The sequence below is a fragment of the Kitasatospora cathayae genome, from assembly GCF_027627435.1.
Classification (GTDB): Bacteria; Actinomycetota; Actinomycetes; order Streptomycetales; family Streptomycetaceae; genus Kitasatospora; species Kitasatospora cathayae.
In genome coordinates this window covers 4,799,964-4,814,241 of sequence record NZ_CP115450.1, presented here as the reverse complement: position 1 = coordinate 4,814,241, position 14,278 = coordinate 4,799,964, and the positions used below count along the sequence as shown (strand labels likewise).

Below are 14,278 nucleotides of genomic sequence, written 5' to 3'. Positions count from 1 at the left end.
GGGTCTTACCTTCGTTCCTGGTGCTGCGTCCTGCCTGCCGTGGGACGGCCCGGAAGCCGATACCGGCCCGACAGCGGGCCGCCACGGACCACCATGATCCCGGCACCGGGCCCGCGGGCCCGACCCGCGGTCAGAACCCCCGGGTGCGCTTGGCCGCCCGGCGCGGCACCGCCGGGTAGAGCGAGGGCAGCTCGGCGCCCACCGGCAGTTTCAGGAACAGCCGGGCGATCTCGCCACCGAGATTCACCCCGATCGCCAGCGCCATCGCGATCGCCGCCGCCCGGAACACCGACACCAGGCCGGTGCTGGAGTGACCCTGGGCGAAGGCGAGCATCCCGAGGTAGAGCGCCGAACCCGGCATCAGCGGGCCGATCGCGGCGGTCACGTACGGCAGCGCCGAGCCGTTGCGGTAGCGCGCCATCAGCTGGCCGAACAGGCCGACCAGTCCGGCCGCCACCCCGGTCGCGGCGATCGGGTTGACGTGCGCGTTGTACACCAGCGCGCCGTAGCTGGCCCAGCCGATGCCGCTGTTGAGGGTGACCAGCGCGAGGGTGCGGCGGTCGGTCTGCAGCAGCATCGCGAAGGCCAGGGTCAGCACCATCGCGGCGACCATCTGGACCGGCGGGTAGCTGATGCCCACCAGGCCCTCGTCCGGCTTGAGCCTCGCCTCGAAGCCGACGCCCAGGTAGAGGATCATGATCACGCCGATCACGATGCCCGCGACCAGGTAGATCACTTCCAGCAGCCGGGCCGCGGCGGTGATGTAGAAGCCGGTCAGACCGTCCTGCACGGCGGCGACCAGGGCGCGCCCGGGCAGCAGGGCGAACAGGCCGCCGGTGATCACCACCGAGCCGCGCAGGCCCCAGTCGTTGAAGGACAGGATGATGCCCGAGGCGGCGGCCGGCATCGCGGCCGCCACGAACTGGTAGAACTCCGGCAGCCGGCGCCGGGCCAGCGCGGAGGCCAGCCGGTCGCCGAGGACGGCCGCGACGAAGGCGCTGCCGAAGACCAGCCAGGCCTTGTCGTCGAGCCGCCCGCCGACCAGGAAGGTCGCCGCGCCGGCCAGCAGACCGGTGGTCAGGGCGAGCAGCCAGGCCGGGTAGGGGTGCCGGTTGCGGCGGATCAGGGCCAGCCGGCGGTAGGCGTCGTTGACCGTCACCTGCTCCGCGGTGATGTCGGCCACCAGCTCGTAGACCGCGTTCAGCCGGGTGTAGTCGGAGGTCCGGCGGCGCACCACGCGGTCGGCGGTGACCGGCGGCTCGACCAGCGACGGCTGGTACGAGATACCGATCAGGGTGAAGGTCACCTGCGGCTCGCAGCGGTCCAGCCGGTAGGCGTGCGCGATGCCGAGCATCGCCGCCTCGACGTCCTCGGCGGCCTCGCCGCTGGCCAGCAGCAGTTCGCCGATGCGCAGCGTCAGGTCGAGGATGCGCGGGACGTTGCGGGCGGTGCCCGCGGAGGGGTGCATCTCGCGGGCGGTGCGCTCGAAGGCGGGACGCTCGGACATCGGGGTGCGCAGCAAGGTGCGCATCCGGTCCGGCCAGGGCACCTCCCCGGGGGCGCCGACGGTCAGCTCGGGGACCGGGATGCCGGTGGGCGGGGTGTAGCCGGCGGCGCGCCACTCCTCGGGGGTGAGGGTGTCCTCGGCGACCGAACGGCGGCGGACCGGACGCTCGGTGGTCGAGCGGTCGGCGGTCGAGCGGTCGGTGGCCGGGTGCTCGGGCGTGGCGTCCCGGGGGCGCAGGTCGACGGTCAGCTCGGGGTGCGGCTCCAGCGGCGGCTCCGGCCGCTGTTCGGGCTCGGGCTCGGGTGCCAGCAGGCCCCTGGTCTCCGGGACGGGCGGGGCGAGCGGGACGACGACGGTGGGCTCGAGGGGCGGGACGGGGTGGCCGAGCAGCCCCTCGGTGGGCGGCGCCTCAGCGGGGTGCACCGGCTCCGGCGGTGTCTGCCGCACCTGGCGGACCGCCCGGCCTCCCCTCGCCCGCTTGCCCGCACCCGGTCGGCCCCGCTTAGGCACTTCCGCTCCTTGCCGCCCCTGGTGGCCGCCGGCCACCGTTCGATCTCGGGATACACCTTGCCTGATCGAACAGCTGGACGCACATGTACGCGACGTCCCGCGGCGGCGCCCCCGGGCGCCTACCCGGCGCGGTGCGGTCGGCGGGCTCCGCTCCGGACCGGCGGGCCCGGAGCGGTCCGACCGCCACGTGAAGCATCGGCGAGGACTCACCCCGACGCGAGATGTTCCCCGACCCGGCGCGGGGCATGCCGACCGAACCGGGCCGGGGACCCGGGGAACCGGGCGGCTCAGATGTCGTAGCGCTCGATGATCTCCGTGTGCCGGCGCAGGTCGACCCCCGCCGCGTCGGCCAGTTCGAGCCAGGTGACCGGGTGCTCCCAGCCGGCCGTGAGCTCGTGCAGCAGCGCGTCGGCGTCCTCGGCCGAGGCGGTCGGCGGGAGGCCGAGGGCGGCGTAGACGCCGGGCAGGTCGTCCTCGTCCCGCTCCGGGTCCGGGAGCCGGTACTGCTCCCCGCTGTACACCCAGAGCGCGTAGCCGGCCGCCCGCAGTTCGTCCCGGAACCCGGCCCAGGCTTCGTCCGCGGGCCGGACGCCGTCGATCCAGTACGTGGTGTAGCCGGCCGGGTCGAGCAGGGTCAGCAGCGCGAAGGTGGGGCGCCAGTTCGCCCGTTCCTCCTCGGGGGCGTCCTCGGCCGGCGGGCGCTCCAGCAGGGCTGGGGCGAAGACCACCACGTCGCCGTGGTTGAGCGTCAGGTCCGCGCCCAGCACCGGCAGGATCCGGGCGGTGGCCGGGCCCGTCCGGACGGCGGGCAGGTCCACCGGGGTGCCGTTGGTGCGGGTGGCGCGGACGGTGATCAGCTGCCACTCCTCGTCCACCGGGCCCTCGGGCCGGTCGAACTCGATGCCGATCCGCGCGCCGGTGGAGCGGACCACGGCCCAGTCCCGGTTGGCGCTGGCCGCGGTGATCAGGTGCCAGAGGTCGGGCTCCTGGACCGTCCGGTGGAGCTCCGCCTCCCCCGCCTCCTCGGCGGGCAGGGCGTGCTCCAGCAGCTCCTGGTAGAGGCGCTGCGCGGTGACGTGGTCGCCCAGCTCGGTGGCGGCGGCCGCGGCCAGCCGGCGGGTGTTGATCCACCTCGCGTCCAGCGCCAGGATCGCCTCGCACTGCTCCAGCACCTCGGCCCAGCGCTGCTCGGCGGCGGCCCAGCGGGCGCGTATCCAGTGCGCGTCGGCCGGGCTGGTGGCGGCCAGTCGGTCGGCGAGGCGTCGCACGCCCTCGGCGTCCCGGGCCTCGATCAGGGCCTGGCCGAGCGTGCCGGTGAGCTCCTGGCTGCCCGGGTCGGCGTCCAGCCGCCGCCACAGCAGGTCGGCGGCGGCCCGGGCGTGGCCGAGGCCGCCGAGCACGTTGGCCAGCACCACGGCCAGGTCGGTGGCGCCGGCCTGCTCACCCCGGTACCGGTCCAGGGCGACGGAGAGCAGGTCGGCGCCGGTCTCGAAGGGCACCTGGGCCTCGGCCAGGTGTGCCGTCAGTTCGCCGGGCGGGACGGGCAGCTCGGGCACCGGCAGCGCCTCGGCGGCCGCCCGCAGGGCCGCGACCCGCTCGGCCACGCCGGCGGTGCGACGCAATTGGGTGAGTTTACGCTCCCCGGTCGCCGCGAGCGTGAGCGCCACCGTACGGGCGCCGCGGGCGAGCGCCAGCCGACCGGCCGCCAGCAGCAGGTCCACGCACGGGCGGTGCGAGCCGGTGCCGTCCAGGTATCCCACCCAGCCGGCCAGCACGGCGCCCAGTTCGGCGTCGTTCTCCCAGGCGCCGGCCGCGATCAGCAGCTCGACCGTCTCCGTCCAGCTCGCGCGCAGGTCGGCGTGCCGCTCGGCCTCGGCCCGCTCGGGCAGCAGGGCGAGCGCCTCCGTCGTGCGCCCGAGCGCGGCGAGCGCGCGGGCCCGCTGCAGGGCGCCCCAGCGCCGGTCGCTCTCGTCGATCTCCTCGCCCCGCGCCCGGGCCGCCCGCTCGGCGGTGTCCAGCAGGGTGAGCACCTCCTCGTGCCGGCCCAGCAGGTGCAGGGCGCCGGCCCGGGTCCGGTGGAAGCGGAGCGAGACCTCCTGGCCCGCGCCGCGCATCCGGGCGGCGGCGGTGTCCAGGTGGGCGAGCGCGTCGGCGGGCCGGTCGTCGTCCTCCAGGGCGCCGGAGTACTCGCGGGAGAGGCAGTCGAAGCAGGCGCGACCGGGTTCGATCCGGTCCAGCGTCTCGCCGACCACCTCGAGGCGCTCGCGCGCGTACCCGGGGCCGTCGACCCGGGCGTGGCAGATCGCGAAGTCCTGCACCACGCAGACGGACTGCGGGCAGCCGGCCGTCTCCTCCCGGTGGGCGAAGTCCAGCAGGTCGACCACCTCGGGCATGACGGACTCGCCCTGCTGGCGCTTGTTCAGCAGGTTCTGCATCCGCCAGTGCCGCAGGTAGACCTCGACCCAGGGCAGGCCGAGGGCCCGGGCGGAGGCGATCGCCTCCGGGTAGGCCGCGTCGAGCTGCTCGTTGCGCCCCTCGGTGGCGTGCTCGGGCAGCTCGTACATGGCGTCGGCCAGCCGGCGGTGGCCGGCCGCGTACAGCTGCTGGTGGGTGTCGCGCACCCAGGCCCAGATGTCGGTGGTCATGTCCGTTCCCCCTGCGTCGTGCTGATGAGTTGTCTACCGCGAGCCACTGACAATCCGTCCGCCGGGCGGTCCGTCACGTCTCCGCCGGGAGGTCGCCGGGGCTGTCCGGAACGCCGGGCAGGCCGGCCGGGACGGCGGCGGTCAGGGCGGAGACGGCGGTGCCGATGCCGGCCAGCGCGGCGCCGAGGTCCCCTTCGGAGGGGCCGGTGGAGGCCGCCGCCATGATCACCTTGAGCGAGCGGAGCAGGCCGGCCGCGGTGGCGCTGCCGGTGTGCCCGGCGCGGTAGGCGGCGAGCAGGTCCTGGACGGCCGGGCAGGCCAGGTTGAGGTAGAGCCGGGCCCTGACCCCGCCGTCGGTGCGGGCGGTGAACGCCCGGGCCAGCCGCAGCGCGGCGGACGGGATCCGGGCGTCGGCCTGGTCGTCCTCGATCCGGGCCTTCAGTTCGGCCTCGCGGTCCGGCACCAGGACCAGCGGCAGGCCGGGCGGGTCGAAGCGGGCCGGGACGAGCTGCTCGCCCGGGTCGGCGAGGGCGCCGGACAGCCAGGCCGACTCCTCGGGCGGCAGCGGGCGCTCCGGGTCGCGGAACAGTTCGCGGTTGCCCTGCTCGCTGCCCAGCTCGACCAGTCGGCAGCCGCGCAGCTGGGCGTAGCGGCGCAGGAACGGCAGGACGGCGTACCGGTCGCCGCGGGCGATCGGCACCCGCATCGCCCGGTACAGCATCTCCTCGAAGCCGCCGCCGGTGCCGAGCGCGACGTGCACGGCTCCCCCGCCGGCCGCCCGCAGTCCGCCCGCGGTGAGGTCGCCCTGCGAGGTGGGCACCGGGACGTCGTCGGCGAGCAGGGTGAACAGCCGCTCGTCGCAGAGCGCGGCGCCGAGCAGGTCCTGGCCGTGCCGGGTGAGGATCCGGCGCCAGGCGGCGGGCCGCAGCCGGGCCGTCTCGTAGAGACCGTCCACGACGGCGTCGGTGAGAGCCTGCTGGAGCGCGCGGTAGTGCTCGTCGCGCTGGAGGTCCTCGCGGCTGGCGGTGGGGGTGAGCCGGCTGGACTCGATCACCCCGCCGATGAACCCGGCCCAGCCGGGCAGCAGGTCGCGGGCGTCCTCGGCGAGCAGCATGCCGCGCAGGTAGACGGCGAGGTCGCGGTTGTCGCTGCTGCCGTAGGTGCCGCCGTCCTGGACCCAGAGCAGGCCGACCGCGTCGGTGGCGCCCTCGACCGGGCTGACGGGGAAGGCGGTGAGCGGTTCGAAGCGGCGGCCGAAGGCGGTGGCGAAGCGCATCCGGGCGGCGTGCTGGTCGCCCGGCACTTGCCGGCGCCACGGCACCTGGACCGAGTTGACGGGCTGCTCGTCCTCGCCGACGAAGACCGGAATGGGCAGCAGCACGCAGTAGCGGCCGAGGACTTCGCGCAGCGCGACCTCGTCGGCGAGGTGGGCGTGCTCGGCCTTGAGTGCCAGTTCGACCACGGTGCCGGGCTGCGGACGGGCGGGTACCGGCTCGACCTGGTAGTGCTCGCCGCCGCGGCTGCGGTAGCGGTGGCCGAGCCGCGGCTCGCGGTGCGAGGTGGTGGTGACGGTCACCTCGTCGGCGACCGAGAAGGCGGAGAGGAAGCCCAGGCCGAAGGCACCGATCAGCTCCTGGTTGCCGGTCAGTTCGCGCAGCATCCGGGTGTAGCCGGTGCCGACGGTGGCCAGGTAGGCGTGGATCTCCGGCTCGGTGAGGCCGGCCCCGGTGTCCTCGATGGCGACGGTCCGCCGCGCGGCGTCGGCGCGCACCCGGATCAGCGGACGGTGCTCGCCGTCCGGGTCCTCCAGGAGCCTGCGGGTGTGCGAGTCGTGGGCGTTCTGGACGAGTTCGCGCAGGGCGACCAGCGGGGTGGAGTAGAGATGGGTGGCGAGGACGTTCACCAGGCCGCCGAGGTCGACCTCGGTGGTGCGCAGGTCCTCGGCGGGGGTGGGCTCGGTCGGGGCACCTTCAGACATGGGTCCCCAGTGTGCCAGTGCGACAATCTGCCGACCATTTCCTTCCAGCCGCCAGTCTCCACCGGCGGAATGACGGATTCTGGTCAACGTCGAATTGACCGATCCCCCACCATCGAGGGAAAGGCCACCCGTTTGGTGGAGTTCGTCCACGTCGCTGGTGAATGCTGATCACGCGACGTCAGGCAACGGCGCTCCGGGGCGGCCACTCCGGATCGCGCCGCAATTCGCACTTCCAGTTCAGGGGGACCAGCGTGTCCCGTAGCCGCGCAGCCGCCGCCGTCACCACCCTCGGAGCCTTCCTCCTCGTCGGCGTCGGCGCCGCCACCGCGCACGCCGACAACGGCGCCTGCGCGATCGACCGCTCCAACAGCAGCGTCGTGAGCGACGTCGGTTCCGGCAACGTCATCGGCAGCGCCACCGGCAACGTGGTCAACACCCAGCAGACCGCCACCGGTTCGGGTGCGAGCAACCAGAACAACGGCCTCGCCGTGGCCGGTAACGGCGGCAACGTCGGCGCCCTGCAGGGCAACGGGAACTTCGACGCCCGGGTCTACTACCCGCACGTCCTCTCCTAGTCCCTGGTCGCTCACCGGGGCCGGTGCCCGGCGGCACACCACGGGCCGTGCCGGGTGCCCGCCCCGCGCCGACGGGGGCACGGCGCGCTACTCCCGGACCCCGAGCTCCCGGACCCCGAGCTCTTGAACCCCCAGCACCGCCCGGCCCAGCCGCCGCAGGCAGTCGCCGAGGTCCGGCCTGGCGCTGTGCGGACGGTTCCGCACCCCGTCGTTGACCAGCGAGAACAGCGCGTGCACCCGGATCCGGGCGGTCGCCGCGTCGTCCTCCGGGCGGACCTGCCGCAGCAGGTCGACCCAGGTGCGCAGGAAGTCGCGCCGGAAGTCCACCGCGACCCGGCGGTCCGGCGGGGCCAGCCGCTCGGTCTCGCTGAGCATCGCGCCCAGATAGTCGCCGTTGCGCAGCGCGAAGTCGACGTACGCGCCGAGCCCGGCCGCCAGCGCCGCCCGCGGCCCGGCGGCGGTCGCGATCGCGCCGTCCACCTCGTGCCAGAGCCGCTCCCGGCTGCGCACCAGGGAGGCGGCGAGCAGGTCGGCCTTGCTGTCGAAGTGCCGGTACACGCTGGGGCCGGAGATGCCGACGGCGGCGCCGAGTTGGTCGGTGCTGACGTTGTCGAAGCCGCGCTGGTGGAACAGCCGGACGGCCGCCGCCAGCAGTTCCTCCCGGCGCGCCTGCGGCCTCGGCTGCGGCGCGGGTGCGGCCACCGGCCCGGCGGCCGTGCCGTCCAGGGACACCGCGAGCACGGCCGCGACCAGTTCGCGCAGCAGCGCCTCGGCCCGGCGGGGCTGCGGCGCGGCCGACTGGTAGGACAGCCCGGCGCAGCCGGAGAGCGCCGACCAGCAGAGCAACTCGGCGTCTGCGCCGTCTAGTTCGGGCCGCTCGGCGCGCAGCACCGCGGTCATCAGGGCGACGTCCGCGCGGAGTTCGCGGCGCAGCTCGGCTCGGCGGGCGGCCGGCAGCAGCCGGGCGTCGCGCTGCACCAGGGTGCCGAGCGGGCGGTGGCCGACCGCCACCGCGGCCAGGGCGGCGCCGAGTTCGTCGGTGCTGCCGGCCGCGCGCAGGCCGTCGGCGAGCGCGTCCAGGCCCAACCGCACGGCGCGGTCGAGCAGTTCGGGCTTGCCGCGGAAGTGCCGGTAGAGGGCGGGCGCGGTGATGCCCACCCCGGCGGCGACCTCGGTCATCGAGACCTGGTGGTAGCCGCTGCGGTGGAAGCGGTCGGCGGCCACGGCGAGGATCTGGGCGCGCCGGCCGGGCGGCCGTCGGACCACCATGACGCACCTCCTCCGCGAACTCCTTTGAACGCCGTCCAAAGGCTAGCAAGGATTCACTTGACGCTCCGCTCCGCCCGCGATCCCGGGCCGGACGACTCTGGACAGCCGAAGCTACCCGGGATTAACTTGTGGGGCCACCACCTGGGTCGTTCCGCCGTGGCCGGTACTCCGGCCGGCACCGTCGAAGGGAGCGCCGCCGTGCGCCGCACCGTGTTCAACGAGGACCACGAGGCCTTCCGGGAGACCATCCGGGACTTCATCGCCAACGAGGTCGTCCCGGTCTACGAGAGCTGGGAGGCCGACGGCCACCCGCCCCGCGACTTCTACCGCCAGCTGGGCGAACTCGGCGTCTACGGCATCGAGGTGCCGGAGGAGTACGGCGGCGCGGGCGAGAGCGGGTTCAAGTACCAGGCGGTGATCGCCGAGGAGACCGCCCGGGCGGGCGTGAGCTTCGGCTCCTCCGGCGTGCACACCGGGTTGGTGCTGCCGTACCTGCTGGAGTACGCGAACGAGGAGCAGAAGCGGCGCTGGCTGCCCGGCTTCGTCTCCGGCGACATCATGACCGCGATCGCGATGACCGAGCCGGGCGCCGGCTCCGACCTCGCGGGCATCTCCACCACCGCCCGGCTCTCCGAGGACGGCACCCACTACGTCCTGAACGGCGCCAAGACCTTCATCACCGGCGGCGTGCTGGCCGACCTGGTCCTGGTGGTCTGCCGCACCTCGCCGTACGACCCGGAGAACCGCCGGGCCGGGCTGTCCATCCTGTGCGTGGACACCACCTCGCCCGGCTACTCGGTCGGCCGCAAGCTGCAGAAGATCGGCCTGCGCACCTCGGACACCGCCGAGTTGGCGTTCAGCGACGTCAAGGTGCCGGTGGAGAACCTGCTCGGCGAAGAAGGCCGGGCCTTCTCCTACCTGACCCACAACCTGGTGCAGGAGCGGCTGGCGATCGCCGTCGGCGCGTACGCGGCGGCCGCGGCGGCGATCCGGTTCGCGGTGCAGTACGTCAAGGACCGCAAGGTGTTCGGCAAGGCGGTGGCCGAGTTCCAGAACACCAAGTTCACCCTGGCCGACTGCCAGGCCCAGGTGCTGGCGCAGCAGTCGATGGTGGACCGCGCGCTGGAGCTCTACCAGGACGGGGAGCTGACCGTCGCGGACGCGGCGGCGGCGAAGCTGTTCTGCACCGAGTCGGCTTCCACCGTGATCGACAAGTGCCTGCAGCTGCACGGTGGTTACGGCTACATCCTGGAGTACCCGATCGCCCGGCTCTACACCGACAACCGGGTGTTCCGGATCTACGGCGGCACGAGCGAGGTCATGCGCAGCATCATCGCCAAGTCGCTGGGGCTGTAAGGGCCGCAAGGGCTGCAAGGGCGTTCCAGGCGCTCACGGCCGCGTCAAGCTACGCCGCGTCAAGCTGCGGCGGGCCGCACCCCCATGGCGGCCCGCCGCGTCCCTGTGTCCGCACGGGCGCACGGGCCTACGGGCTCACGGGCTCACAGGCCTACGGACGCACGGGCTCGCGGGCGCGCCCGGTCGGCTCAGTTGGGCGAGCCGTGCTCCGCGCGCCAGGCCTCCCAGCCGGCGGTGGAGGCCACCCTCGCCTCGTGCAGGGCCCGCTGGGCGAGCGCGCTCGGCGGGGTCTCCAGGCTGCGCACCCAGCTGCGGCCGGCGTTGAACAACGCGGCACACACCAGCGCCGCCCCGGCCGCGCCGAGCACCGAGCCGATGCCGGTCAGCGCCACTCCGCCGACCAGCAGCGAGCGGTTGACCTGGAACCCGTTGGAGATCTTCTGGTTGGTCGCCATGCCTCCACGATGCGGGCAGTCGGCGGGGGCTGCACCTCGGGTGGCCCGCTCCGCGGCTCTCCGGGTGCGCGTCGCCGGTGCGTCCGCCAGCCTGGGCACACGGCCTGGGCACCGGCTTGAGGAGGAGGCGCGCGATGCCCGATCTCGAACGGCTCGCCGTGGAGCACGCCGCCCTGGCGGCCGAGAGCCCGCACGGACGCAGCGCCCACCTGGTGCTGCACGACGGGATGCTGCGGCAGACCGTGATCGCGATGACCGCCGGCACCGCGCTGGACGAGCACACCCCGCCCACCGCCGGGAGCGTCCAGGTGCTGCGCGGCCGGGTCTCGTTGACCATCGCCGGGCGCCTGCTGGAGCTCTCCGTCGGTGAGTTGGAGCCCGTCCCGCAGGAGCGGCACGGGCTGCTGGCACACGTCGACTCGGTGGTGCTGCTGACCGCCGTCACGGCGTAGCGTCGGATCCCAACACGCTGCCGCTGACCAGCCGGAGCCCGCGCAGGAACTCGTACCCGTTCGGAGCCAGGTCGGGCGCGGCCAGCCACTGGGCGACGTAGCCGGCCAGCAGGATCTGGTAGAAGGCGCCGCGGGCGAGCTCCTCCTCCGTGTCCGGCACCTCGGCCACCCCCTGGAACACCGCGGCGAGGCCGAGCCGGCCCTCCTTCTGCGCGTCCTCCAAGGCCTTGGCGAGCTCGGGGTCGTGTCCGGCCTGGGCGAGGGCCTCGAACTGGGCCGCCCAGAGCCCGCGGTGCTCGACGAAGACGTCCCGGAGGCCGTTCCAGACAGCCGCGAAGCGCAGCTCCGGATCGTCCGACACCTGGCTGGCGCCGTACACCACCGCCGCCAGGGCCTCACCCATCTCGCCGATCGCCTCGATCATCGCGGCGTTGAGCAGCGCGTCCTTCGAGCCGAAGTGGTAGCCGATCGCGGCCAGGCTCACGCCCGAGGCGGTCGCGATGTCACGGGCCCTGGTGCGCCCGTAGCCCTTCTCGTACAGGCAGCGCTTGGCGCCGGCCATCAGGTCTTCGCGGTTTCCCATGCGCCGATCCTACGGGCGGACTGCACAGACGTCTTGCACAAGTGTCTTGCACGTTTTTTGTCTTGCACGTTTGTCTAGCACCTTTGCCTTGCGCGATCGTCTTGCGCAGATGTCTTGGACGCTCGTTTTGCACATATGTACTAGACAAATGTCTGACACGTCCGTACCGTCTTCCCCATGACCGCAACCACCGGCCGCGCAGGCCGTCGCGAATGGATCGGCCTGGCCGTCCTCCTGCTCCCGACGCTCGTCCTGTCCATGGACATGGGCGTGCTGTTCTTCGCCGTCCCGTACATCTCCACCGAGCTGGCGCCCACCGGCACCCAGCAGCTGTGGATCATGGACATGTACTCGTTCCTGTTGGCCGGACTGCTCATCACGATGGGCGCGCTGGGCGACCGGATCGGCCGCCGCCGGCTGCTGATGATCGGCGCCGCGGGCTTCACCGGCGCCTCGCTGCTGGCCGCCCGCTCCGGCAGCGCCGACCAGCTGATCGCCGCCCGCGCCCTGCTCGGCATCGCCGGGGCCACCGTGATGCCCTCGACCCTCGCGCTGATCCGCAACATGTTCCACGACCCCAAGCAGCGGCAGACCGCGCTCGGCGCCTGGGGCGGCGTGCTCACCGCCGGGGCCACCCTCGGCCCGGTCGCCGGCGGACTGCTGCTCGACCACTACTGGTGGGGCTCGGCCTTCCTGGTGGCCGTTCCGGTGATGGTCCTGGTGCTGCTGACCGCGCCCGTCCTGCTGCCCGAGTACCGCACCGCCACCCGCACCGGCCGCTTCGACCTGCCCGGCGCCGCGCTCTCGCTCGCCGCGATCCTGCCGCTGGTCTACGGGGTCAAGACCCTCGCCGTGAACGGCTGGAGCCCGCTGCCCGCCTTCGCCGTCGCGGCCGGACTCCTGCTGGCCGGCGCCTTCGTGTGGCGCCAGCGCACCGCCGCGAACCCGCTGATCGACCTGAGCCTGTTCCGGATCCGCACCTTCAGCGGGGCGATCAGCGTCAACACCCTCGCGATGTTCGCGATGATGGGCTTCGCCCTCTTCACCTCGCAGTACCTGCAGTTGGTCAAGGGCATGAGCCCGTTCACCGCCTCGCTCTGGTCGCTGGTGCCGAGCGTCGGTGTCGGCGCGGCGATCGGGATCAGTTCGGCGCTGGCCGGCAAGGTCCGCCCGGCGGCGCTGATGGGCGGCGGCTTCGTGGTCGGCGCGACCGGCTTCGCGATGATGACCCAGGTCGGCCCGCACTCGCCGCTGGCACTCATCCTCACCGCGGCGGGCGTACTGGCCGCGGGCACCGTCGGCACCATGACGATGACCGCCGAGATGGTCGTCTCCGCCGCCCCGGCCGAGCAGGCCGGCGCCGCCTCCGCCACCTCCGAGACCGCCGTCGAACTCGGCAGCTCGCTCGGCATCGCCCTGCTGGGCGCGGCGGGCGCCGCGGTCTACCGACACCAGCTGGACGGCGCCCTCCCGGCGGGCGTCGGCGGCGCGGCCGCCCGCACCGCGCAGGACACCCTCGGCGGCGCGGTCTCCGTCGCGGCCCAGCTGCCCGGGCGGCTCGGCCCGGACCTGCTGGAGACCGCCCGCAGCGCCTTCACGGACGGCCTCCACGTCGCCGCCGCCGTCGGACTGCTCTTCGCCCTCGGCGCCGCCCTCCTGGCCCACCGGCTGCTGCGCCACCTCCCCGCCACCACCCCGGCCCCGGCCCCGGAACAGGCCCCGGCCCCGGAACAGGCCCCGGCCCCGGAACAGGAACCCGCCGCCGCCTGATCCGTCCACGGCCCCGGTCCACGCGAGTCATCGAGAGCCCCCGTCCACCCGGGCGGGGGCTCTCCGCCGTCCGGGGCAGGCGGGGGCAGGACGGCGGGAGCAGGCCCGCCGTCGCCGACAGCTCGATCAGTGCCAGCGCGCGCGAATCATCATGGCGGCCGTTTCCTCCAGATCGACGGAGCCGTCACGGCCCTCGGCCTCCGCCTCGTCAGCCATCCGGTCGAGCCACTCCTCCTCGGTCTCCGCAGGGTCCCGATTCTCGGCCGGTCCGGGCGTCGACACGCTCATGCGGTGGCGGTACCGCCTGGATCACACCACGCCTGGCCACGGGGAGCGCGGGCCGGATCGCGAGCGTTCCCGGAGCAGGGTGCGGAAGCCGCAGAACCGAACGGGCTCCGGAAAGGCCCGGTGCGGGCGTGGGCGGGCGTGTCAGGGTGGGGGCATGGTGAACGGTCACGGGCGGGTGCGCGGGAGTTACGACGCGGTGGCGGAGGAGTACCTGGGGCGGATCGGGGGTGAGCTGGCGCACAAGGTGGTGGACCGGGCGCTGCTGGGAGCCGTCGTGGAGGAAGCGGCCGGCGGGGTGGTGGCGGACCTCGGGTGCGGGCCGGGGCACGTGTCGGGGTGGCTGGCCGGGCAGGGCGCGCGGGTGGTCGGGATCGACCTCTCGCCGCGGATGGTCGAGCTGGCCGGGCGCGAGCACCCCGGGACCGAGTTCCGCACCGGTGACCTGCTGGCGCTGCCCGCCGCCGACGGGGAGTTCGCGGCCGCGGTGGCGCTGTACTCGGTGATCCACCTGGAACCGGACGAGCTGCTGCCCGCCTTCGCCGAGATGCGGCGGGTGCTGCGGCCCGGCGGGCTGCTGTTGGTCTCCTTCCACCTGGGCAAGGAGGTGCGGCGACTGGAGGAGTGGTGGGGCCACCGGGTCGACGTGGACTTCCACTTCCTGGAGACCGACGCCGTCGCCGCCCGCCTCGCCGGGGCAGGGTTCGCCGTCGAGGCGCGGCTGGAGCGGGAGGGCCTGCCCGAGGAGGCCGACACCCGGCGCGGCTACCTGCTGGCCCGACGGCCCTGAGGACCGTCCACCCGGAGGTGGACGCCGGTGCGTCCACCTCGGGGTGGGTGTCGCGGCGGCCCCGCCGGAGGACCGTGGAGGGGTACCCACGACCGTCAGGAGC

The 14,278-nt window shown here is 74.1% G+C and carries 12 protein-coding genes; 5 read left to right on the top strand and 7 right to left on the bottom strand.

The window, feature by feature from the left end:
- Positions 1-130 precede the first annotated feature (130 nt).
- The 3 genes from O1G21_RS21385 to O1G21_RS21375 all read right to left on the bottom strand — a co-directional run bounded on the left by O1G21_RS21385 (position 131) and on the right by O1G21_RS21375 (position 6,640).
- Entirely contained in the window at positions 131-2,017 is a 1,887-nt protein-coding gene (locus tag O1G21_RS21385) for a threonine/serine exporter family protein (RefSeq protein WP_270146101.1), read from the bottom strand.
- Between the two features lie 287 nt (positions 2,018-2,304).
- Entirely contained in the window at positions 2,305-4,662 is a 2,358-nt protein-coding gene (locus O1G21_RS21380; protein WP_270146100.1) for a tetratricopeptide repeat protein, read from the bottom strand.
- Positions 4,663-4,735: 73 nt separating this feature from the next.
- Positions 4,736-6,640 (bottom strand): ATP-binding protein, encoded by a 1,905-nt coding sequence (locus O1G21_RS21375; RefSeq protein WP_270146099.1) that lies wholly within the window; start codon positions 6,638-6,640, stop codon positions 4,736-4,738.
- 251 nt (positions 6,641-6,891) lie between these two features.
- Between O1G21_RS21375 and O1G21_RS21370 the strand changes: the two genes are divergently transcribed.
- The gene (locus O1G21_RS21370; RefSeq protein WP_270146098.1) at positions 6,892-7,215 is read left to right on the top strand and encodes a hypothetical protein; all 324 of its coding nucleotides are present in this window, start codon (positions 6,892-6,894) and stop codon (positions 7,213-7,215) included.
- An 87-nt stretch (positions 7,216-7,302) separates the two neighbouring features.
- On the opposite strand, the gene O1G21_RS21365 is transcribed toward O1G21_RS21370, so the two are convergent.
- Positions 7,303-8,484, bottom strand: a complete 1,182-nt coding sequence (locus tag O1G21_RS21365) for a TetR/AcrR family transcriptional regulator (protein ID WP_270146097.1) — start codon at positions 8,482-8,484, stop codon at positions 7,303-7,305.
- A gap of 198 nt (positions 8,485-8,682) precedes the next feature.
- On the opposite strand from O1G21_RS21365, the gene O1G21_RS21360 reads away from it, so the two are divergent.
- Positions 8,683-9,840 carry an acyl-CoA dehydrogenase family protein gene (locus O1G21_RS21360; protein WP_270146096.1) on the top strand — a complete coding sequence of 386 codons (1,158 nt, stop codon included), beginning with the start codon at positions 8,683-8,685 and terminating at the stop codon, positions 9,838-9,840.
- Between the two features lie 188 nt (positions 9,841-10,028).
- On the opposite strand, the gene O1G21_RS21355 is transcribed toward O1G21_RS21360, so the two are convergent.
- A complete protein-coding gene (locus O1G21_RS21355; RefSeq protein WP_270146095.1) occupies positions 10,029-10,295 on the bottom strand; it encodes a hypothetical protein in 267 nt (88 codons plus the stop codon).
- Positions 10,296-10,429: 134 nt separating this feature from the next.
- Here O1G21_RS21355 and O1G21_RS21350 point away from each other — a divergent pair, with 134 nt between their 5' ends.
- Entirely contained in the window at positions 10,430-10,747 is a 318-nt protein-coding gene (locus O1G21_RS21350; protein ID WP_270146094.1) for a cupin domain-containing protein, read from the top strand.
- Here the strand turns inward: O1G21_RS21350 and O1G21_RS21345 are convergent.
- On the bottom strand, positions 10,737-11,330 hold the full coding sequence (locus tag O1G21_RS21345) for a TetR/AcrR family transcriptional regulator (RefSeq protein ID WP_270146093.1): 594 nt from the start codon (positions 11,328-11,330) through the stop codon (positions 10,737-10,739). The two genes, O1G21_RS21350 and O1G21_RS21345, sit on opposite strands and share 11 nt — an antisense overlap.
- Positions 11,331-11,507: 177 nt before the next feature.
- On the opposite strand from O1G21_RS21345, the gene O1G21_RS21340 reads away from it, so the two are divergent.
- Positions 11,508-13,100, top strand: coding sequence for an MFS transporter (locus tag O1G21_RS21340; protein ID WP_270146092.1), 1,593 nt, complete (start codon positions 11,508-11,510; stop codon positions 13,098-13,100).
- A gap of 126 nt (positions 13,101-13,226) precedes the next feature.
- On the opposite strand, the gene O1G21_RS21335 is transcribed toward O1G21_RS21340, so the two are convergent.
- Positions 13,227-13,388, bottom strand: a complete 162-nt coding sequence (locus O1G21_RS21335) for a hypothetical protein (protein WP_270151504.1) — start codon at positions 13,386-13,388, stop codon at positions 13,227-13,229.
- A 154-nt stretch (positions 13,389-13,542) separates the two neighbouring features.
- On the opposite strand from O1G21_RS21335, the gene O1G21_RS21330 reads away from it, so the two are divergent.
- Positions 13,543-14,175 carry a class I SAM-dependent methyltransferase gene (locus tag O1G21_RS21330; RefSeq protein ID WP_270146091.1) on the top strand — a complete coding sequence of 211 codons (633 nt, stop codon included), beginning with the start codon at positions 13,543-13,545 and terminating at the stop codon, positions 14,173-14,175.
- Positions 14,176-14,278: the final 103 nt, after the last annotated feature.